General features: G+C 67.4%; 19 protein-coding genes. 15 read left to right on the top strand and 4 right to left on the bottom strand.

Features of this window, described 5'->3' with window-relative positions; translation table 11 throughout:
* The first annotated feature begins 120 nt into the window (after positions 1-120).
* The 3 genes from uvrA (at position 121) to OG394_RS09395 (ending at position 4529) form a co-directional block, all read left to right on the top strand.
* On the top strand, positions 121-3249 hold the full coding sequence (gene uvrA / locus OG394_RS09405; RefSeq protein ID WP_328994695.1) for an excinuclease ABC subunit UvrA: 3129 nt from the start codon (positions 121-123) through the stop codon (positions 3247-3249).
* A 71-nt stretch (positions 3250-3320) separates the two neighbouring features.
* Positions 3321-3692 carry a hypothetical protein gene (locus OG394_RS09400; protein ID WP_328994693.1) on the top strand — a complete coding sequence of 124 codons (372 nt, stop codon included), beginning with the start codon at positions 3321-3323 and terminating at the stop codon, positions 3690-3692.
* A 297-nt stretch (positions 3693-3989) separates the two neighbouring features.
* Positions 3990-4529 (top strand): Rieske (2Fe-2S) protein, encoded by a 540-nt coding sequence (locus tag OG394_RS09395; protein WP_328994692.1) that lies wholly within the window; start codon positions 3990-3992, stop codon positions 4527-4529.
* 88 nt (positions 4530-4617) lie between these two features.
* On the opposite strand, the gene OG394_RS09390 is transcribed toward OG394_RS09395, so the two are convergent.
* On the bottom strand, positions 4618-5868 hold the full coding sequence (locus OG394_RS09390) for a S8 family peptidase (RefSeq protein ID WP_328994691.1): 1251 nt from the start codon (positions 5866-5868) through the stop codon (positions 4618-4620).
* A gap of 201 nt (positions 5869-6069) precedes the next feature.
* Here OG394_RS09390 and uvrC point away from each other — a divergent pair, with 201 nt between their 5' ends.
* The 10 genes from uvrC to OG394_RS09340 all read left to right on the top strand — a co-directional run bounded on the left by uvrC (position 6070) and on the right by OG394_RS09340 (position 16700).
* Positions 6070-8112 carry an excinuclease ABC subunit UvrC gene (uvrC, locus tag OG394_RS09385; RefSeq protein WP_328994690.1) on the top strand — a complete coding sequence of 681 codons (2043 nt, stop codon included), beginning with the start codon at positions 6070-6072 and terminating at the stop codon, positions 8110-8112.
* Positions 8112-8978: an RNase adapter RapZ gene (gene rapZ, locus OG394_RS09380; protein ID WP_328994689.1), complete on the top strand. Its 867-nt coding sequence runs from the start codon at positions 8112-8114 to the stop codon at positions 8976-8978. Before uvrC ends, rapZ begins: the two co-directional genes overlap by 1 nt.
* Positions 8975-9919 (top strand): gluconeogenesis factor YvcK family protein, encoded by a 945-nt coding sequence (locus OG394_RS09375; RefSeq protein WP_328994688.1) that lies wholly within the window; start codon positions 8975-8977, stop codon positions 9917-9919. The genes rapZ and OG394_RS09375 overlap by 4 nt, the downstream gene beginning before the upstream one ends.
* A gap of 254 nt (positions 9920-10173) precedes the next feature.
* Positions 10174-11157 carry a DNA-binding protein WhiA gene (whiA, locus tag OG394_RS09370; RefSeq protein WP_328994687.1) on the top strand — a complete coding sequence of 328 codons (984 nt, stop codon included), beginning with the start codon at positions 10174-10176 and terminating at the stop codon, positions 11155-11157.
* 164 nt (positions 11158-11321) lie between these two features.
* On the top strand, positions 11322-12845 hold the full coding sequence (locus OG394_RS09365) for a M4 family metallopeptidase (RefSeq protein WP_328994686.1): 1524 nt from the start codon (positions 11322-11324) through the stop codon (positions 12843-12845).
* A 150-nt stretch (positions 12846-12995) separates the two neighbouring features.
* The gene (gene gap / locus OG394_RS09360; RefSeq protein ID WP_328994685.1) at positions 12996-14000 is read left to right on the top strand and encodes a type I glyceraldehyde-3-phosphate dehydrogenase; all 1005 of its coding nucleotides are present in this window, start codon (positions 12996-12998) and stop codon (positions 13998-14000) included.
* An 83-nt stretch (positions 14001-14083) separates the two neighbouring features.
* Positions 14084-15286, top strand: a complete 1203-nt coding sequence (locus tag OG394_RS09355) for a phosphoglycerate kinase (RefSeq protein ID WP_328994684.1) — start codon at positions 14084-14086, stop codon at positions 15284-15286.
* Between the two features lie 2 nt (positions 15287-15288).
* Positions 15289-16095, top strand: coding sequence for a triose-phosphate isomerase (gene tpiA, locus OG394_RS09350; RefSeq protein ID WP_328994682.1), 807 nt, complete (start codon positions 15289-15291; stop codon positions 16093-16095).
* Positions 16092-16328, top strand: a complete 237-nt coding sequence (secG, locus tag OG394_RS09345; RefSeq protein ID WP_328994681.1) for a preprotein translocase subunit SecG — start codon at positions 16092-16094, stop codon at positions 16326-16328. Before tpiA ends, secG begins: the two co-directional genes overlap by 4 nt.
* Before the next feature lie 12 nt (positions 16329-16340).
* Positions 16341-16700, top strand: coding sequence for an RNA polymerase-binding protein RbpA (locus tag OG394_RS09340; protein WP_328994679.1), 360 nt, complete (start codon positions 16341-16343; stop codon positions 16698-16700).
* Between the two features lie 63 nt (positions 16701-16763).
* Here the strand turns inward: OG394_RS09340 and OG394_RS09335 are convergent, their stop codons facing one another.
* From OG394_RS09335 to OG394_RS09325, 3 genes are all read right to left on the bottom strand, one after another.
* A complete protein-coding gene (locus OG394_RS09335) occupies positions 16764-17624 on the bottom strand; it encodes an aminoglycoside phosphotransferase family protein (protein ID WP_328994678.1) in 861 nt (286 codons plus the stop codon).
* A gap of 41 nt (positions 17625-17665) precedes the next feature.
* Positions 17666-19051: an amidohydrolase family protein gene (locus OG394_RS09330; protein WP_328994677.1), complete on the bottom strand. Its 1386-nt coding sequence runs from the start codon at positions 19049-19051 to the stop codon at positions 17666-17668.
* Positions 19052-19185: 134 nt separating this feature from the next.
* Entirely contained in the window at positions 19186-19761 is a 576-nt protein-coding gene (locus tag OG394_RS09325) for a TetR/AcrR family transcriptional regulator (RefSeq protein WP_328994676.1), read from the bottom strand.
* Positions 19762-19798: 37 nt separating this feature from the next.
* Here OG394_RS09325 and OG394_RS09320 point away from each other — a divergent pair, with 37 nt between their 5' ends.
* On the top strand, positions 19799-20194 hold the full coding sequence (locus OG394_RS09320; protein WP_328994675.1) for a nuclear transport factor 2 family protein: 396 nt from the start codon (positions 19799-19801) through the stop codon (positions 20192-20194).
* Entirely contained in the window at positions 20194-20451 is a 258-nt protein-coding gene (locus OG394_RS09315) for a heavy-metal-associated domain-containing protein (protein ID WP_328994674.1), read from the top strand. The genes OG394_RS09320 and OG394_RS09315 overlap by 1 nt, the downstream gene beginning before the upstream one ends.

The following is a 20451-nucleotide window of genomic DNA, read 5'->3' as shown; positions in this document are numbered from 1 at the left end:
AAAACTGTCGGAGGGCCTCGCTAGCATGATCGCGCTTGTCCCTGGACCGTCGTCGGAGCCCTGTCAAGGTGCTTCCGAAGGCGGTTCCGAACCCCTCGAGAACGGCTGAGAGAAGAGCTTGTGTCTGACCGTCTGATCGTGCGTGGCGCGCGTGAGCACAACCTGAAGGACGTGTCGCTCGACCTGCCGCGCGACGCCATGATCGTCTTCACCGGACTGTCCGGGTCCGGTAAGTCCAGCCTGGCCTTCGACACCATTTTCGCCGAGGGCCAGCGGCGCTACGTCGAGTCGTTGTCGGCGTATGCGCGGCAGTTCCTGGGCCAGATGGACAAACCGGACGTCGACTTCATCGAGGGGCTCTCACCGGCCGTCTCGATCGACCAGAAGTCCACCTCGCGCAACCCGCGCTCGACCGTCGGCACCATCACGGAGGTGTACGACTACCTCCGGTTGCTGTTCGCCCGGGCGGGCCGGCCGCACTGTCCCGAGTGCCACGAGCCGATCAGCCGGCAGACGCCGCAGCAGATCGTGGACCGGGTGCTCGAGATGGACGAGGGCGCCCGCTTCCAGGTGCTCGCGCCGGTCATCCGCGGCCGCAAGGGCGAGTATCTGGACCTGTTCCGCCAGCTGTCCGGCCAGGGTTTCTCCCGGGCGCGGGTGGACGGCGAGACGATCCAGCTGACCGAGCCGCCGAAGCTGGACAAGCAGAAGAAGCACACCATCGACGTCGTGGTCGACCGGCTCGCGGTGAAGGCGTCCGCGAAGCGCCGGCTGACCGACTCGGTGGAGACCGCGCTCGGCCTGTCCGGCGGCATCGTCACGCTGGACTTCGTCGACCTCGACCCGAAGGACCCGCATCGCGAGCGCCGGTTCTCGGAGAAACTCGCCTGCCCGAATGATCACCCGCTCGCGATCGACGAGCTGGAGCCGCGGTCGTTCTCCTTCAACTCGCCGTACGGCGCGTGCCCGGCCTGTTCCGGTCTCGGCACCCGGATGGAGGTCGATCCCGAGCTGATCGTGCCCGACCCGGACAAGTCGCTGGACGAGGGCGCGATCCAGCCCTGGTCCGGGGCGAACGTCTCGCAGTACTTCGAGCGACTGCTGACCGCGCTCGCGAAAGACCTGAAGATCAAGACCACTACGCCCTTCGTGGACCTGCCCGCGAAGGCGAAGAAGGCGCTGCTGACCGGGCACGACCAGCAGGTGCACGTGTCGTACAAGAACCGGTACGGCCGAGAGCGTTCGTACTACACCACCTTCGAGGGTGCGATTCCGTACGTCGAGCGTCGGCATGCCGAGTCGTCCAGTGACACCAGCCGCGAGCGGTTCGAGGGCTACATGCGGGAGGTGCCGTGCCTGTCATGCGGTGGCGCCCGGTTGAAGCCGATCTCGCTGGCCGTCACCCTCGGCGGTAAGAACATCGCCGAGATCAGCGCGATGTCGATCGACGAGGTGCACGGTTTCCTCAGCGATCTGGATCTGACTCCGCGGGAGAAGCAGATCGCCGAGCGGGTGACAAAGGAGATCGGCGAGCGGCTGCGGTTCCTGCTCGACGTCGGCCTCGACTATCTCGCGCTGAACCGGCCGGCCGGCTCGTTGTCGGGCGGCGAGGCGCAGCGGATCCGGCTCGCGACCCAGATCGGTTCGGGTCTGGTCGGGGTGTTGTACGTCCTGGACGAGCCGTCGATCGGCCTGCACCAGCGCGACAACCGCCGCTTGATCGAGACCCTGGTCCGGCTGAAGGATCTCGGCAACACCCTGATCGTGGTCGAGCACGACGAGGACACCATCGACCACGCCGACTGGGTGGTCGACATCGGCCCGGGTGCCGGCGAGCACGGCGGCCAGGTCGTCGTCTCCGGCACGGTCGAGGACTTGCGCAACCACCCGGACTCGATCACCGGTGCGTACATCTCCGGCCGCAGAGAGATCCCGATCCCGGCGATCCGGCGGCCGCAGACCGAGGGCCGCGAGCTAAAGGTGTTCGGCGCACACGAGCACAACCTGACCGGTATCGACGTGGCCATCCCGCTGGGCATGTTCGTCGCTGTCACTGGCGTGTCCGGTTCGGGCAAGTCGACGCTGGTGAACGACATTCTCTACAAGTCGCTCGCCAGGCAGATCTACGGCGCTCGCGATGTGCCCGGTCGGCACACCAAGATCACCGGTCTCGAGAATGTGGACAAGGTCATCCACGTCGACCAGTCGCCGATCGGGCGTACGCCGCGGTCGAACCCGGCGACGTACACCGGTGTCTGGGATCACGTGCGGAAATTGTTCGCCGAGACGCCTGAGGCGAAGGTCCGCGGTTATCAGCAGGGGCGGTTCTCGTTCAACGTGAAGGGCGGGCGCTGTGAGGCCTGCTCCGGTGACGGCACGCTGAAGATCGAGATGAACTTCCTGCCTGACGTCTATGTTCCGTGCGAGGTCTGCCACGGGGCCCGGTACAACCGCGAGACGCTCGAGGTCCACTACAAGAGCAAGACCGTGGCGGACATTCTCGATATGCCGATTGAGGAGGCGGCGGAGTTCTTCCAGGCCATTCCCGCGATCTCCCGGCACCTTAAGACGCTGAACGAGGTGGGGCTGGGGTATGTCCGGCTCGGGCAGCCTGCGCCGACGCTGTCCGGTGGTGAAGCCCAGCGGGTGAAGCTGGCCTCCGAGCTGCAGAAGCGTTCGACCGGGCGGACTGTGTATGTCCTGGACGAACCGACCACCGGTCTGCACTTCGAGGACATCCGGAAGTTGCTGGGCGTGCTCGGCAGCCTGGTGGACAAGGGCAACTCGGTGCTGGTCATCGAGCACAACCTCGACGTGATCAAGACGGCCGACTGGATCATCGACCTCGGACCGGACGGCGGCCGTCGTGGCGGCACGCTGGTTGCCGAGGGTACGCCGGAGGACGTCGCGAAGAACCCGGACTCGTACACCGGGCAGTTCCTCGCGGAGATCCTCAAGGGGCGTGCGGCCAAGCCGAGCCCGAAGCAGCAGGCCGTCGCGGCGCGCGCAGCAGCTAAGAAGCCGGCCACAACCGTCGCCGCCAAGACGGCCGCCAGCAAGACGGCTGTGGCCAAGACGGCTGCGTCCAAGGCCGCTTCGAACGGCGCCGCACCGAAGCGCGCGGCTTCGAATGGCGCGGGGACGAATGGCGCCAAGGCTGGGGCTGCGAAGACAGTGGCGAAGAAGGCCGCGGTGAAGAAGGCGCCGGCCAAGAAGGCTGCGACGAGGGCCGCTGCCCGGAAGGCGTAACTCGTCCGACGGTTCGCCGGGTGCTCAGTCGAGTGCCCGGCGAACTGCGTTGTCGGCAAGGCTTTTCGTCGGTGTCGGCGCAGCAGGCGGTGCCGGCGCAGGCGGCCGCGTGTGTGAGTAAGGAGCAGCCGCTCGGGTTCGGGTTGAAGGGCACGATCAAGATCACCGTGTGCCCGGAGGGGGCCAGCGATTACGAGGTCCTCGTGATGACCAAGGACGACGACGTCACGCGGATCTCCGGCGTCACCCGCGTCACCGGCAGCAACGGTTCGTCGTACACCGGTGCATGGCATTGGGACGCGGGCAGTGGCTTCAACGAGGGCCTTCAGGTTCAGCCGGGTACGCCGGCCGATACGCAGTACTGCGGCCAGTTCTTCTACCGGCCTGACCAGACTCAGCCGGTCCAGACCGTTTCCATTCCGATCTGCCTGTCCCTGGCCTGATCGACACAGCATCGACCCTGCATCGACACTGCAGGCCCCGATCGCCGGTTGCCGCCGGGAACGGGGCCTGTCTGCGTGTCGGCGGCTGGGACGGCTGGCAGAACTGGTACTCAAGTTCAGCTGAACCGGATTGAGCTGCGATCCGTGTATCGAGGAGTTCGCCGAATCGGTCGCTTCCGCGGGGCCGGTCGGGTAGAACGTCGAGTAGCAGAGCGTTCAACTATTTCGCCGCGCTTTCGCACCTGCGTGGTTGGGTCGTTGGACACGGCCTTTGTCAGCCCCTGGAAGGACTGATCGATGAGCAACAACAACAGCGACGAAACGACCACTGCCGTTTCGCCCGACTCCGCCGGCCTACGTGATCGGCGGACCGTGCTGCGTGGCGCGGCCGTCGCGGGGATCGCGGGCGTGAGCGGGACCTTGCTGGTCGCGTGTGGCGACGATGGCGGTACGACGGCGGGCCCGTCGACGGCGCCGAGTAGCGGGCCGACCTCCGCGCCAAGTTCGGCCCCGAGTTCGGCGCCGAGCACGCCCACTGGCGGTGGCAACGTGCTCGGTCCGGTGAGCGATGTCCCGGTCGGCGGCGGCAAGATCTTCCCGGACGCGAAGCTGGTCGTCACTCAGCCGACGGCGGGCCAGTTCAAGGGTTTCAGCGCGGTCTGCACCCACGCCGGTTGTGTGGTCGAAGCGGTCTCCGACGGCACGATCAACTGCGGCTGTCACGGCAGCAAGTTCAAGGTGGCCGACGGCTCGGTCGCGAACGGCCCGGCGAGCAGTCCGCTCAGCGCCGTCAGCGTCACGGTCTCGGGTGGCAACATCCTCGGCCCGGTCGGCTGACCCCACCCGAGTACGAAAGCACGAAGACGCGCAGGGACCCGGCCAACCTCAGCCGGCCGGGTCCCGCACGCTCTCGGGGTACTGCGGATCAGCTCAGCGGAGTGATCAGCGCACCGGTGAACATCAACTTGTTCGGCGAACCCGTGCCCGGGTCCGTCACCTTGTCCGGCGTGGCCGCGCCGGTGATCGCGGAGGCCACGTCGGCCGGCGCCGCGTCCGGCTTCGCGCTCAGGTAGAGCGCCGCGGCACCCGCCACGTGCGGCGAGGCCATCGACGTACCGCTGTGGGTCGCGGTCGCCGTCGTACCGGTGATGCCGACCGATTCGACGTCGACGCCCGGAGCGAAGACGTCAACGCACTTGCCGAAGTTCGAGAAGTTGGCCCGCGCGTCCGCGTCGTCGGTCGCGCCGGTGGTGATGGCCGACGGCTCCTTCGCCGGCGAGACCCCGCAGGCGTCAGCGCCCTCGTTACCCGCTGCGACGGCGTACGTGATGCCCGCGGCAACGGACTTCTTCACGGCGTCGTCGAGGGCCTGGTCGGCGGGACCACCGAGGCTCATGTTCGCGACGGCGGGCTTCTTGGCGTTGGCGGTCACCCAGTCGATACCCGCCACCACGCTCTCCGTCGTACCTGAGCCCTTGCAGTCGAGCACGCGGACGCCGAAGACCTTCGCACCCTTGGCCAGGCCGAACGTCTTGCCGGCGATGGTGCCCGCGACGTGGCTGCCGTGGCCCTGGCAGTCCTTGCCGTTCTGGCCGTCGTTGATGGTGTCGGTACCGACCGAGGCCCGGCCTTCGAAGTCCTCGTGCTCGGCGTAGATACCGGTGTCGATCACGTAGACGTTGACGTTGTCGGCCTTGTTCGGCCCCTCGTACTTCTTGTCGAGCGGCAGGTCCCGCTGGTCCGACCGGTCCAGGCCCCAGGTCGGGTTGTCCTGGCTCATCTCGAACCGCTGGTTCTGCTGGACATAGGCAACCCGCTCGTCACCGGCAAGCTTGCGGGCTTGCTCCTCGCTCAGGGTCGCGCTGAATCCGCTCAAGGCGGAGTTGAAGGTACGTCGTACCTTGGCGTCGTACGTCGCTGCCAAGTTCTTCGAAGTCGTCGCGGCACGAGTGCCGGGCTGTTCCTTGAGTACGACGACGTAGCTGCCGGCGATCGCGCCCGGGCTGTCGGCGCCCTTGATCACGCCGGCGGTCGAGGCGGCGGGGAGTTCGTCGGCGTTGGCGGACGTGATCGCGCCGGTCAGGCCGATGGCGGCGGCGCTGAGCGCGGCGACGGTCGCGGTCGCGATGGTGGCGGTACGTCGGGGCAGGCGTGATCGTAGGTGCTTGGGCGACATAAAGCGGTGCTCCTCACGATGGGCGAATACGGAAACGCACAATCAGCCTGCGTGCTGGTCGCACTCCCTGGCCCATCCCAGCCGGGGGTCAACCGCGGCCTATGGGGTCGATTCCCCGCCTGCATGCCGCCGAGGCGCCTTCGGACGCAAGGGATAACCCGCACTGCGAAGACTGTCGGTGCGGAGAACTAGGGTGGTGTTGTGGCTGATCCGAGTACCTATCGCCCGAGTGCGGGGTCGATTCCTGACGCGCCTGGGGTTTACCGATTCCGGGACGCCTCGGGGCGGGTGATCTACGTCGGCAAGGCGAAGAACCTGCGCGCCCGCCTGTCGTCGTACTTCCAGGATCTGGTCGGTCTGCATCCGCGCACGCAGTCGATGGTCACCACCGCCGCCAAGGTCGACTGGACCGTCGTCAGCACCGAGGTCGAGGCGTTGCAACTGGAGTACTCCTGGATCAAGGAGTACGACCCGCGCTTCAACGTGAAGTACCGCGACGACAAGTCGTACCCGTGGCTCGCGATCACCCTCAACGAGGACTATCCGCGTGTGATGGTCGGGCGCGGCGCCAAGAAGAAGGGCGTGAAGTACTTCGGGCCGTACAGCCATGCCTGGGCGATTCGCGAGACGGTCGACCTGCTGTTGCGGGTCTTCCCGATGCGCTCGTGCAGCAAGGGCGTGTTCAACCGGCATCGCCAGATCGGCCGGCCTTGCCTGCTGGGGTATATCGGCAAGTGCGCCGCGCCCTGCACCGGCAACGTCAGCCAGGAGGAGCACACCCAGATCGTCGACGACTTCGTCGCGTTCCTCTCGGGCCAGACCACGACGTACGTCCGCCGCCTCGAGAAGGAGATGAAGGCCGCTGCGGCCCTGATGGAGTACGAACGGGCTGCCAAGATCCGGGACGACCTCCAAGCCCTCGACAAGGCCCTCGCGAAGAACCAGGTGGTCTTCGGCGACGGCACCGACGCGGACGTCATCGCTCTCGCGGAGGACCCGCTCGAGGTGGCGGTGCAGATCTTCTACGTGCGCGCCGGCCGCATCCGCGGTCAGCGCGGGTGGATCGCCGACAAGGCCGACGGTACGGCGACGACGGGTGACCTGGTCGAGCGGTTCATCCAGCAGACGTATGCCGGGGAGACGGGCGACACGATCCCGCGCGAGATCCTCGTCCCGGCCATCCCGGAGGACGTCGACGCGCTGACCGAGTGGCTGAGCGGGCTGCGTGGTTCGCGGGTGGCGATCCGGGTGCCGCAGCGCGGTGACAAGAAGGGCCTGATGGAGACGGTCCACGCCAACGCGCAACAGACGCTGGTGATGCACAAGACCAAGCGCGCCAGCGACCTCACCACCCGGAACCAGGCCCTCGAGGAGATCCAGGACGCGCTCGATCTGCCCGAGGCGCCGTTGCGGATGGAGTGCTACGACATCTCCAACCTGCAGGGCACCGAGGTGGTCGCGTCGATGGTCGTGTTCGAGGACGGGCTGCCGCGCAAGAGCGAGTACCGCAAGTTCGTCATCAAGGGCGTCGACGGGCAGAACGATGTGGCTTCGATCGCGGAGGTGCTGACCCGGCGGTTCAAGCGGCTCCTCGATGATCGTGCTGCCACGGCCGCCGCCAACGAAGCCGAGGACGACCCGACCGCCAACCTGATCGACCCGGAGACGGGCCGCGCGCGCAAGTTCGCGTATGCGCCTGCCCTGGTCGTGGTCGACGGTGGACCGCCGCAGGTGGCGGCCGCCCGGCAGGTGATGGAGGAGCTCGGCGTCGGAGACATCCCGGTCTGCGGTCTCGCCAAGAGGCTGGAAGAGGTCTGGCTGCCCGACACCGAGGACCCGGTCATCATGTCGCGGACTTCGGAGGGGCTGTACCTGTTGCAGCGTCTGCGCGATGAGGCCCACCGGTTCGCCATCACGCATCACCGCAGCCGCCGGTCCAAGACGATGGTCGAGAGCGTGCTGGACGACGTACAAGGTCTGGGTGACGTCCGTCGTAAGACCTTGATGCGGCATTTCGGCTCGCTGAAGAAGTTGCGCCAGGCCACGATCGAGGAGGTCGCGGAACTACCCGGCTTCGGGCGCCGTACGGCGGAGTCGGTGGTCGCCGCGGTGAACTCCGCGGCAACGAAGGCCGACACGGGCCGGGCTCCGTCGGTCAACACCGCTACGGGCGAGATACTCGATGACGACGCGCCGCAGGTGGCCGGCGCGCTTAGCGGGGATCCGAACGGGGAAGACAACTGATGGAGAAGTCCAGCGGCAACCTGATCATCGTGTCCGGAATGTCCGGCGCCGGCCGCAGCGCCGTCGCGGATGTGCTGGAGGATCTCGGCTGGTTCGTCGTCGACAACCTGCCGCCGATGTTCCTGACCACGATCGTGGACCAGGTGATCGGCACCGGCGCCACGCCGCGGATGGCGATCGTGGTCGACGTCCGGACCGGCAGCTTCTTCGACGCGTTGCCGAAGGCGTTGCGCGACCTGCGGGACCGGGGTTACCAGCCGCTCACCTTGTACTTGGAGGCGGCCGACGACATCATCGTGCGCCGCCAGGAGTCGGTCCGGCGTCCGCATCCGCTGCAGGGGGCCGGCCGGCTGCTCGACGGGATCCAGCGCGAGCGCGAGTTGCTGGCCGAGATCCGTGGCACCGCGGACCTGGTCATCGACACCTCCAACCTGAACATCCACCAGCTCGGCGCGAAGGTCCGGAACGCCTTTGGTGACGAGGAAAACGCCGAGCTGCGGGCGACGGTGGTGTCGTTCGGATTCAAGTACGGGATCCCGGTCGACGCGGACGTGGTGGCCGATATGCGGTTCATCCCGAACCCGTATTGGGAGCCCGATCTGCGGCCGATGACGGGTCGTGACCGGCTCGTGTCAGACTTCGTGCTCGGACATCCGCTGGCGCAGCAGTTCCTGCAGGATTACGAGGGCGTGCTGAATACCCTGCGGACCGGATATCTCAACGAGGGCAAGCGCTTCGTCACGGTCGCGGTCGGCTGTACCGGTGGTAAGCACCGCAGCGTCGCGATGGCTGAGGAGCTGGCCCGCAGGTTGCGCGAGAAAGGATCACCGACGTTGGTCGTGCACAGGGATCTGGGGCGGGAGTGACCCGGTCGCCACGAGTCGTGGCCCTGGGCGGCGGGCACGGCCTGGCGGCCTCTCTGTCGGCACTGCGGCACGTCACGGACCAGCTGACCGCAGTCGTCACGGTCGCGGATAACGGCGGCTCGTCCGGTCGGCTGCGCCGCGAGCTGGGTGTGCTGCCGCCGGGCGATCTGCGGATGGCTTTGGCCGCGTTGTGCCGCGATGACGAGTGGGGCCGGACGTGGGCCCAGGTGCTGCAACACCGCTTCACCAGTGATGGCGAGTTGCACGATCACGCCGTCGGCAACCTGCTCATCGTCGCGCTCTGGGAGTTGCTCGGTGAGGCGGTCGACGGGCTCGACTGGGTGGCCCGGTTGCTCGGTGCCGAAGGCCGGGTGCTGCCGATGTCCGCCGTACCGCTGGACATCACCGCGCGCGTGCTCGGAGTCGACCCGGCACATCCCGAGGCGATCACCGAGATCCGCGGCCAGGCCGAGGTGGCGACCACGACCGGGCGCGTTGTCGACGTCGCGCTGGATCCGGCCGATCCGCCGGCGTGCCCGGAGGCGTTGGTCGCCATCGCGGAGGCCGATTGGGTGGTGGTCGGGCCGGGTTCGTGGTTCACCTCGGTGATTCCGAATCTGCTGGTGCCGGCGCTGGCGCGTTGCCTCGAGCAGACGTCCGCACGTCGGTTGGTGACGTTGAACCTGGGGGAGCAGAAGGGCGAGACCGACGGGTTCTCCCCGGAGACGCATCTCGAGGTCCTTGCCGCCCACGCGCCCGACCTGCGCATCGACGTCGTACTCGCGGACGTCGGGCACGTCCCCGACCCGGCCTCCTTACGCCGTACGGCGGAGTCCCTCGGCGCGGAGCTCGTCATCGCCGACATCGCCGACACGTCGACCAAACAGTTCCACCATCACCCCGGCAAACTGGCCAAGGTGTACGGCGAAATCTTCGAGTAATCCTTTGCGTTCATCGGTCCGCACCCGACCCCGCGTCCGTCTTCCTCCTTCTGCCGCGACGTGCCTCCTTGTGTCGCGCGTGTGCAAGCACAACAAGGCACTTCGCGGCAGGGTTATCCCCAAAACGGCGGCTTGGTGTGCGGGCGGAGGTAACCACTCGTGGCGGAGGGGAAATGGGGGTTGCTTCTGACAATGTGTAGTGGGGAGGTCACCCCGCGCGAAGGGTCTTTGACAGCGGTGGGAGGATTTCCTTCATGGCAATGACCGCACAGGTGAAGTCCGAGCTGACCAGCATCCAGGTCACCAAACCCTGTTGCCGCAAGGCCGAGGTTTCTTCCGTCCTCCGGTTCGCCGGCGGGCTGCATCTGGTGTCCGGCCGGATCGTTGTCGAGGCTGAACTCGACAGTGGCGCGGCGGCTCGTCGGCTGCGCAAGGACATCGCGGAGATCTTCGGCCATCCGAGCGACGTGGTGGTGATCTCTCCGTCGGGGATTCGCAAGCAGACGAAGTACGTCGTGCGCGTGGTCCGCGATGGTGACGCTCTTGCGCGACAGACGGGTCTGGTGGACAACCGGGGCCGTCCCGTCCGGGGTCTGCCCCCGGCAGTCGTCTCGGGTGCCTCCTGTGACGCCGTGGCGGCGTGGCGTGGGGCGTTCCTGGCGCATGGGTCGCTGACCGAGCCGGGCCGTTCGTCCAGCCTCGAGGTGACCTGCCCCGGGCCGGAGGCGGCGCTCGCGCTGGTCGGCGCCGCCAGGAGGCTGGGGATCGGCTCGAAGGCGCGCGAGGTGCGCAACGTGGACCGCGTGGTGATCCGCGACGGTGACGCCATCGGCGCCCTGCTGACGCGACTCGGCGCGCACGAGTCGGTGCTCGCGTGGGAGGAGCGCCGGATGCGCCGCGAGGTGCGGGCCACGGCGAACAGGCTGGCCAACTTCGACGACGCGAACCTGCGTCGTTCGGCCCGGGCCGCGGTGGCGGCGGGCGCGCGGGTGGCGCGGGCGCTGGAGATCCTCGGCGACGACGTACCGGATCATCTGCAGGTGGCGGGCAAGCTGCGGCTGGAGCACAAGCAGGCCAGCCTCGAGGAACTGGGCCAGCTGCACGAGCCGGCGCTGACCAAGGACGCGGTGGCCGGCCGGATCCGGCGCCTGCTGGCGATGGCCGACAAGCGGGCGGCCGATCTCGGCATCCCGAACACCGAGGCCAACCTGACCCCGGACATGCTCGACCCGGCGTAGTCGAACAGTCGTTTCAGTACCGAAGGTTTTCCCTGGATTTCCGCGGATTAGCGGGCCAGGTGTGGTTCATCGATTCCCTTGCGGCGTCGTTTTGCGGAAAGTGTGCGTGCCCCCACGAGGGCCGTACCGGCTCTTCGTGATTCCGCCTCAAGGGAGTACCCACAATGAAGCGCAAGTACTGCGCAGGTCTGGCAGTCGCGGCCATCGCCGCACTCGCCGGTCTGTCGAACCTCACTGCCGTCCAGGCGGCCGTCCCCGCCCCCGACCAGCAGGCGAACCCTGTCGCCGCCGCCCGTGCCAACGCGAACGGCCTAGGGCTGGGAGCCGCGTCCGACCTGAGGACGCGGGACGTCGTCGTGGACGCGGACGGTTCGAGCCACGTCCGGTTCGACCGTACGTTCCAGGGCCTGCCGGTGGTCGGCGGTGACTTCGTCGTACACCAGACAAAGGCAGGCGCGGTCAAGTCCACCTCGGGCGGCGTCCGCGCGCTGAACGTGTCCACCAAGCCCGCGATCGCCCCGGCCGCGGCTCTGACCGCCGCGAAGGCCAAGGCCGGTAAGCAGCAGCTCGTCGTCTTCGTCACCGCCGCGGGCGACTCCCGCCTGGCGTACAAGGTGACCACCTCGGGCCGGAAGGCCGACGGCCAGCCCACCGGCACCGAGACGTACGTCGATGCCCGCAGCGGCAAGGTGCTGGACAGCTGGAGCACGGTCCAGGAGGACCTGGGCAGCGGCACCGGCCTGTTCGTCGGCACGGTCGGACTCGACACCACCAAAGGCACCAGCTACACGATGGTGGACCCGCTGCGCGGCGGCAACGCGACGTACAACGCGGGTGTGCTCTTCACCGACGCCGACAACGTTTGGGGCGACGGCACCAACTCGAACGCGCAGAGCGCCGGTGTCGACGCGCACTACGGCATCGCGAAGACGTGGGATTACTACAAGAGCATCCACGGCCGCAACGGAATCGCCAACGACGGCAAGGGAGCCAAGTCGTACGTGCACGACGGCGCCTACGTGAACGCCGGCTGGTCCGACGCGTGCTTCTGCATGACGTACGGCGACGGTGACCCGGCCCAGGGCATCCTGCCGCTGGTCGAGCTGGACATCGCCGGGCACGAGATGAGCCACGGCGTCACCAGCCGGACGGCCGGACTGCGCTACAGCGGCGAGTCCGGTGGCCTGAACGAGGCGACGTCGGACATCTTCGGAACCGCCGTCGAGTTCTACGCCGCCAACGCCTCCGACACCCCGGACTACGTGCTGGGCGAGGAGATCTTCGTCGACTACGACCCGGCGCGGAACTACATCCGCCGGCTCGACAAGCCGTCGATGGACGGCGTCAGCGCGGACTCGTGGTCCCGCAGTGTGGGCCGGCTCAACGTGCACTACTCGTCGGGCGTCGGTAACCACTTCTTCTACCTGCTCGCCGAGGGTAGTGGTGCCAAGACGATCAACGGGGTGGCCCACAACAGCCCGACCGTGAACGGCGTGACCGTCACCGGTATCGGCATCAGCAAGGCCGAGAAGATCTGGTACCGGGCGCTGACCACGTACCTGACCTCTCGGTCGGACTACAAGGCAGCCCGGGCCGCGACCCTCGCGGCGGCGACCGACCTGTACGGCGCCGGCAGCATCGAGGTGCAGGAGGTCGGAAAGGCCTGGACCGGAGTGAACGTCCTCTGACCCGCAGGCTGCGGCGGTACCCGCGCATGGGTGCCGCCGCGGCCGGGGTGGTCTGCTGTGGACGGGACCAGTGAGCCAAGTGGGCGGTTGGGCTAGTGTTTCCGGTGGTAGCAAGACAGTTCGGAGCCCCATTTGAGGAGACGCAGTCCCGTGACCGTTCGCGTAGGTATCAACGGCTTCGGCCGCATCGGCCGTAACTTCTTCCGCGCCGTTCAGGCGTCAGGTGCCGACATCGAGGTCGTCGCCGTCAATGATCTGACCGACAACCAGACCCTCGCCCACCTGCTGAAGTACGACTCGATCCTGGGCCGCTTCCCGGGCGACGTCACCGCCACCGACGAGGACATCACCGTCGGCGGTCACAGCTTCAAGGCCTTCGCCGAGCGCGACCCCGCGAACCTCAAGTGGTCCGATGTGGGCGCCGACGTCGTGATCGAGTCGACCGGCTTCTTCACCGACGCCAACAAGGCCAAGACGCACGCCGACAACGGCGCCAAGAAGGTCATCATCTCCGCCCCGGCGAAGAACGAGGACCTCACCATCGTCATGGGCGTGAACCACGACCTGTACGACGCCGACAAGCACACGGTGATCTCCAACGCTTCCTGCACCACCAACTGCCTGGCCCCGATGGCGAAGGCCATTCACGACGCGTTCACGATCGAAAAGGGTCTGATGACCACGATCCACGCGTACACCCAGGACCAGAACCTGCAGGACGGCCCGCACAGCGACCTGCGTCGCGCCCGTGCCGCCGCGCTGAACATCGTGCCGACCTCGACCGGTGCCGCCAAGGCGATCGGCCTCGTCCTGCCGGAGCTCAAGGGCAAGCTCGACGGTTACGCGCTGCGCGTGCCGGTGCCGACAGGCTCCGCCACCGACCTGACCGTCACCGTCGGCCGTGAGACCTCGGTCGAGGAGGTCAACGAGGCCGTCAAGGCGGCCGCCGAGGGCGCGCTCAAGGGCTACCTGCGGTACACCGCGGACCCGATCGTGTCGAGCGACATCGTCACCGACCCGGCGTCCTGCATCTTCGACTCCGGCCTGACCAAGGTGCTCGGCAACCAGGTCAAGGTCGTCGGCTGGTACGACAACGAGTGGGGCTACTCCAACCGTCTGGTCGACCTGGTCAACCACGTCGGCGCGACGCTCTGACGTTTCCATTCATCCCGGCTTACGTCCGAAGAACCAGCTCTGGTTCTTCGGACGTAGGCGTTCGCCGAAGGAATAGCTGAACTGTGAAGACCATCGACGACCTCGGTGACGTCGCCGGGCTCCGGGTGCTGGTGCGCTCGGACCTGAACGTGCCGATCGACGGCGACAAGATCGGTGACGACGGGCGGATCCGCGCCAGCGTGCCGACCCTGGTGAAGCTGGCCAAGGCCGGCGCCAAGGTGATCGTCACCGCCCACCTCGGCCGCCCCAAGGGCAAGCCGAACCCGGAGTTCACCCTCGCGCCCGTGGCCAAGCGGCTCGGCGAGCTGCTCGCCGACGAGAACATCAAGGTCGCCTTCGCGACCGATGTGACCGGGGACAGCGCGCAAGAGGCCGTGCAGGAGCTCGACGAGGGCGAGGTGCTGCTGCTCGAGAACGTGCGGTACGACCCGCGCGAGGAGAGCAAGGTCGAGGCCGAGCGCGAGGCGCTGGCCGACGAGCTGGCCGGTCTGGCCGACGTGTTCGTGAGCGACGGCTTCGGCGTCGTGCACCGCAAGCAGGCCAGCGTCTACGACGTCGCCCGGAAGCTCCCGCACGCCGCGGGCGGCCTGGTGCTGGCCGAGGTCGAGGTGCTGAAGAGGCTCACCGAGGAGCCGCAGCGCCCGTACGTCGTGGTGCTCGGCGGGGCGAAGGTCTCCGACAAGCTCGCCGTGATCGACAACCTGATCGCGAAGGCCGACAAGCTGCTGATCGGTGGCGGCATGGTCTTCACCTTCCTCAAGGCGCAGGGCCACGAGGTCGGCAAGAGCCTGCTCGAGGACGACCAGCTCGATGTGGTCAAGGGCTACCTGGAGGCCGCGACGGCCAAGGGTGTCGAGATCGTGCTGCCGACCGACATCGTGGTGGCGCCGGAGTTCAAGGCCGATTCGCCCGCCACGGTGGTCGCGGCCGAGGCGATCCCGGCCGACCAGCTCGGCCTGGACATCGGTCCCGACTCGGGTAAGGCCTTCGCCGCCGAGATCGCGGCCGCCAAGACGGTGTTCTGGAACGGCCCGATGGGCGTCTTCGAGATGGAGGCGTTCGCCGGTGGAACCAAGGCCGTCGCACAAGCGTTGACCGAGGTGGACGGCCTGAGCGTGGTCGGTGGTGGCGATTCCGCGGCCGCCGTCCGGCAGCTCGGCTTCGCCGACGACGCGTTCGGCCACATCTCGACCGGTGGCGGCGCGTCGCTGGAATACCTCGAGGGCAAGGAACTGCCCGGACTCGCTGTGCTGGAAGAGGACTGACCATGGCCGACACCACTCGCACGCCGTTGATGGCGGGCAACTGGAAGATGAACATCAACCACGTCGAGGCCGTGCACCTGGTGCAGAAGCTGTCGTGGACCCTGCAGGATAAGAAGCACGACTTCGAGCGGGTCGAGGTCGCCGTGCTGCCGCCGTTCACCGATCTGCGCAGTGTGCAGACGCTGGTCGACGGTGACCGGATGAAGATCGTGTACGGCGCCCAGGACATCTCGAAGTTCGACGAGGGCGCGTACACGGGCGAGATCTCGGCCGCGATGCTCGCCAAGCTCGGCTGCAGCTACGTGCTCGCTGGTCACTCGGAGCGCCGCCAGTATCACGGTGAGGACGACGCGCTGGTCAACGCGAAGGCCACCAAGGCGCTCGCGGCCGGCATCACGCCGATCGTCTGCGTCGGCGAGGGGCTGGAGGTCCGCAAGGAGGGCCGTCAGGTCGAGCACACCCTCGCCCAGGTCGACGGCGCACTCGCGGGGCTCAAGCAGGACGAGGCCCGCAAGGTCGTGATCGCGTATGAGCCGGTTTGGGCGATCGGCACCGGCGAGGTGGCCACCCCCGAGGACGCGCAGGAGGTCTGTGCGGCGATCCGGGGCCGGCTGGAGGAGACTTTCTCCCCGGCTGTGGCCGATTCGATCCGGATTTTGTACGGGGGATCGGTGAAGATGGCCAGCGCAGGTGGCATCATGTCCCAGCCGGATGTCGACGGCTGCCTGGTTGGCGGTGCCAGCCTGAAGGTCGACGAGTTCGCCGGTATCTGTCGTTACTTGGACCTTCAGTTAGGCTACTCCTCGTGATTCTCGCTTTTTCGATCGTCGTGGTCATCTGCAGCCTCATCCTGACGGGGCTCGTTCTGCTGCACAAAGGTCGCGGTGGCGGCCTTTCGGACCTGTTCGGGGGTGGCGTTTCGTCGAGCCTCGGTGGGTCCTCGGTGGCCGAGCGCAACCTGGACCGGATCACGGTGGGCATCGGGCTCATCTGGTTCGCCTCCATCGTCGCCCTCGGGCTGCTGTACAAGCTCGGTAACTGAGGAGACGCTCCAGTGGCCGGTAGTGGCAGCGCAATCCGAGGTAGCAGGGTCGGCGCCGGGCCGATGGGTGAGGCAGAGCGCGGGGACTCCGCGCCGCGCCAGCGCATCGTGTTCTTCTGTGCCAACGGACATCAGACCGCGACGGTTTTCGCCGTCGAGGCCTCGATCCCGGAGGCGTGGGACTGCCCGCGCTGTGGCCTGCCCACCAGCACCGACTCGAGCAATCCACCACCGCCACCGAAGATCGAGCCGTACAAGACGCACCTCGCCTACGTGAAGGAGCGTCGCAGCGAGGCCGAGGCCGCCGAGATCCTGGCCGAGGCCGTCCAGACGCTGCGCGCCAAGAAGGCCCGCGGCGAGGTCTTCTACTGAGTTCGTGCTTTTGAAGCAGGTGTTTGAAGCGGGTCCATCCGGTGTCGGATGGGCCCGCTTCGCTTATGCGCTGAGCACCTGGTTGATGACGTAGCGGGCGTTGGCGGCCATCGTCAGGTTGGTGTGCTGGTAGTACGGCAGCTGGATGATCGCCATCGAGAGGGCCCGGCCCTGGCCGCGGAGCCAGGTGGCGTCGTCGACGTCGAGCGCCTCCCGGAACTGCGGGCGGGTGGCCGGGTCGAGCAGGTTCCAGGCGGGGATGAGGTCGCAGGCGGGGTCGCCGACACCGCAGGTTTCGAAGTCGATCACCGCGCTGAGGCGTCCACCCGCGGCGAGGAGATTGCCCGGCATGAGGTCTGCGTGGACCCAGCCTTCGCTGCGGGCCGGCTCGGCTTCGAGGGCGGCGTCCCAGGCTTTGGTGGCGGCTGGTACGTCGATGAGGCCTTCGCACTCGGCCAGGTATTTGCGGGTCTCGTCGTCCTGTTCGGTCAGCGGTCCGCCTCGGTAGGCGGCACGTCCGTCCGGCAGGTCGATCTGGCGGAACGCGTTGACGAACGACGCGAGGTCCTCGGCGAGTGCGGGTGACGCCTCGCCTTCGAGTGGCGGTACGCCGTCCAGCCAGCGGTAGATCGACCAGTTGAAGGGGTAGAGCTCCGACGGCTCGCCGACGGCCAGTAGATCCGGCACGTCGAACGGGAGCAAAGGCCCAAGCCGACGTACCAAGTCGTGTTCCTGGCGGACGCTGGGCACGCTTGACGCAAAACGCGGTAGGCGGACCATCTTGTCGTCGCCGAGCCGGTAGATCGCGTTCACCGTGCCACCCGAGGCGAACGGCCGCAGGCTCAACCCGGCCCATTCGGGGAATTGGGCCGCCAGCATTCGCCGTACCGTCGTCTCGTCGATCGTGATCTCATCCGTGCGCACCGGCCCATCCCATCGCGACGGGCCGGCGCTTGTCCAAAGGATTAGCGGCCGAGCAACGTCATGATGTGGTCGCTGGCGGTCTGGGCGTCGGTGAGGACGCGGTCGACGTTCGGCGTGGTGAGACGGCCCTCGCGCTTGAGGGCGACACCGTTCACGAAGACCCACTGGACGTTCGCGGGCTGGGTGTTGAAGACCAGCTGGCTGATCCAGTCGACTCGCGGTGCCATGTTGAGCGCGCGCGGATCGATCACTTGCAGGTCCGCCTTCTTGCCCGGCGAGAGCGAACCGACGTGGCCGTCCAGACCGAGGGCCTCCGCGCCGCCAAGCGTGGCCATTCGCAGTACGTCGGCGGGCTGCGGGAAGCGCGTCGGGTCCATCGCGGTCGCCCGCTGCAGGCCGACGGCCGCGCGCATGTCGTTGAACATGTCCGTGGTGTCGTTCGTACCGCCGTCGATGCCGAGTCCGACCTTCAGCCCGCGCTGTTTCATCGCCGGCAGCGGTGCGACGCCCGAGGCGAGCCGCATGTTCGAGAGCGGGTTGTGCGCGACGCGGACGTCATGCGCGGCCAACTCGTCCAGCTCCGCCTCGGTCATCTGCACGACGTGGTTCGCGAGCAGGCCGGGTCGCAAGGCGCCGGCGCGGCGGAGGGCGTCCATCTGACCGGTGGCGGGGTCGGTCTTGGACTCGTGCAGGTGGACGTTGAGGGAGACGCCCAGTTCCTTGGCCAGATTCTCGGAGGCCTGGGTGCCGGCGAAGTTCCCGGTGGTCGGGTGGGTGCCGATCTGGAGGCGGGCGAGCGGGTTCGGGTCGATGATCTCGCGCTTGGCCTTGCGGATCGCCTCGGCCCGGGCCGGGTTGGTGTTACCGCTGTACGCGTAGACGAAACGCAGCTTGGACTCACCGAGCGCGCGCAGATTGCCCTGGGCGAACGCGTCGCTGAACGCGTGCGACCAGTCCGTCGTGGTGGTGATACCCGTGCCGATGGCGTCGAGCGTCGAGAGCCTGGTCCCGGCGTACCCGTCGAACTCGTTCGGTTGGTTGCCGTACAGCGGGAGCACGCATTCGGCCAGCCAGCCGTTGAGCTCCTTGGCGGTGCCACAACCGCGGATCAGCGATTGCCAGGTGTGGGTGTGGAGGTCGACGAATCCGGGCATCACGATCTTGCCGCGGCCGTCGATGACGCGAGCGTCGGTGGTGGACAGGTTCGGGCCGACGGCGGTGACGGTGTCGCCCGTCATCAGCACGTCGGCGTTCTCGAGCTGACCGAGTTGGCCCTGGCCGACCTTCGGGTCCATCGTCAGCACCATCGAGGCGTTGCGGATCAGCACCTTGCCGGTGCCGTCATAACCGCCGGTATCAGCTTTGGCACCGCTCATTTGGTCGGCGGCAAGCGGGGCGGTCGCCCCTAGCAACAAGGTGGCGCTCAATGCGAGTACTTGAAGGGAACGACGCCGTTTCAGCAAGAGAAGGCCTTTCGCAGAAGGGACTTCCGACGTTAGCCGCCCTTGGTGCCAGAAGTCCGCGCGATTCGACCAGCATCGAATTCCCTGCCCGATAAGGCCTAAATGCCAACCAGCCTGTCAACGCTGGAGCGATAACCGGCCCAGGCCGCTTTGCGCGTCATCGCTCCGGCCGCGACAGCTTCGCCGGCTGCGTGGCCGAGTGCCATCAGTGCGATCAGCAGCCAGTCCGTCGCGAGTTTCGTCGGGAATGAGCCGTCTGCCTTGCCGCGCTTGATGATTCCGCGCAGGTGGTCGAGCACTGGCGCGTGTAGGTCTTCGGCTCCGCTGCCGATCGTCCCCGGGCTCAGCAGCAACGGGTGGCGCTCAAAGGATCGCCACCCGGTTTCCAAGAAGGCGTGCAGGGCATCGGGTGCCGGCAGATCCGGGTCGAGGCGATCGAGAGACGCGATCACTTCCGCGGTCAGCTCAGCTAGTACGGCATCCACGAGCGCGGCGCGATTCGGAAAGTGCGCGTAGATCGTCTGCCGGGTGACCTTCGCCGCGGCGGCGATCACCTCCAACCCGGCCTCGCCGTTCTCGTCCAGCACGTCGATCGCGGCGGCGAGTATCGCCTGCCTGCTGCGATCGGCATCGGCGCGTCGACGACGGGCACGCGGTGCGGTGATCTCTGACACCTTGTCAAGAATAGGGCATCGGATTATCTTTTACGCTATGTCAAAGATAAGCCCGCCCGGGCAGTTCCTGCAGGAGTTCTTCGCCGGTTTCACCGAGGAGGTGCTGGCCGATCCCGACGCGGTCGAGTTGATCGTGGATCGCTACTACACCGCGGATATCGAGCAGATCGTGGACGGTGTCCGGATGGACCGGGCCCGGCTGGTGCAGCACGTGCGCCCGGTGCAACGCAATCTGCGCCGCTATCGATACGACTTTCATGAGGTCTGGCGGTACGACGAAAAGCTCGCGGCCCGGTTCGCCGTACATGCCGAGCTGCGCAGCGGCCGGGTGATGTCGACGGAGGTCCAGTTGATGGCGGAGTTCGCGCCGGACGGCAGGATGCGGCGCGCTCACCAGCTGACCCAGACGCTCGAGCCGTTGGCGGAGCTGTGATGGCCGCGCACACGATCGCCGTCGAAGGTATGACTTGCCGCAATTGCGAGGTGCTCGTCAGCGAGGAGCTGGAGGCTCTTCCAGGCGTGACGATGGTGGCGGTGGATCTCGCGGCAGGGACGGTCACGGTTGAGGCCGAAGAGACGCTTGCCGAGCTTCACGCGGCCATCGAGTTGGCCGGTTACGGGGTCACTCGGGCGGGGGAGAGCGGTCATGCTCGCGCGGGAGGTGACGGAATCCCAAGCGGGCCAGAGTGA

The sequence above is a fragment of the Kribbella sp. NBC_01245 genome, from assembly GCF_036226525.1.
Taxonomy (GTDB): Bacteria; Actinomycetota; Actinomycetes; order Propionibacteriales; family Kribbellaceae; genus Kribbella.
This window is presented reverse-complemented; position numbering and strand designations above follow the sequence as displayed.

Excerpts from the sequence above, each read along its gene's own strand:
- OG394_RS09365 (WP_328994686.1), top strand. The coding sequence starts at position 11,322 with ATGAAGCGCAAGTACTGCGCAGGTCTGGCAGTCGCGGCCATCGCCGCA.
- OG394_RS09395 (WP_328994692.1), top strand. The coding sequence starts at position 3,990 with ATGAGCAACAACAACAGCGACGAAACGACCACTGCCGTTTCGCCCGAC.
- OG394_RS09315 (WP_328994674.1), top strand. The coding sequence starts at position 20,194 with ATGGCCGCGCACACGATCGCCGTCGAAGGTATGACTTGCCGCAATTGC.
- OG394_RS09390 (WP_328994691.1), bottom strand. The coding sequence starts at position 5,868 with ATGTCGCCCAAGCACCTACGATCACGCCTGCCCCGACGTACCGCCACC.
- rapZ (WP_328994689.1), top strand. The coding sequence starts at position 8,112 with ATGGAGAAGTCCAGCGGCAACCTGATCATCGTGTCCGGAATGTCCGGC.
- tpiA (WP_328994682.1), top strand. The coding sequence starts at position 15,289 with ATGGCCGACACCACTCGCACGCCGTTGATGGCGGGCAACTGGAAGATG.
- whiA (WP_328994687.1), top strand. The coding sequence starts at position 10,174 with ATGGCAATGACCGCACAGGTGAAGTCCGAGCTGACCAGCATCCAGGTC.
- OG394_RS09320 (WP_328994675.1), top strand. The coding sequence starts at position 19,799 with ATGTCAAAGATAAGCCCGCCCGGGCAGTTCCTGCAGGAGTTCTTCGCC.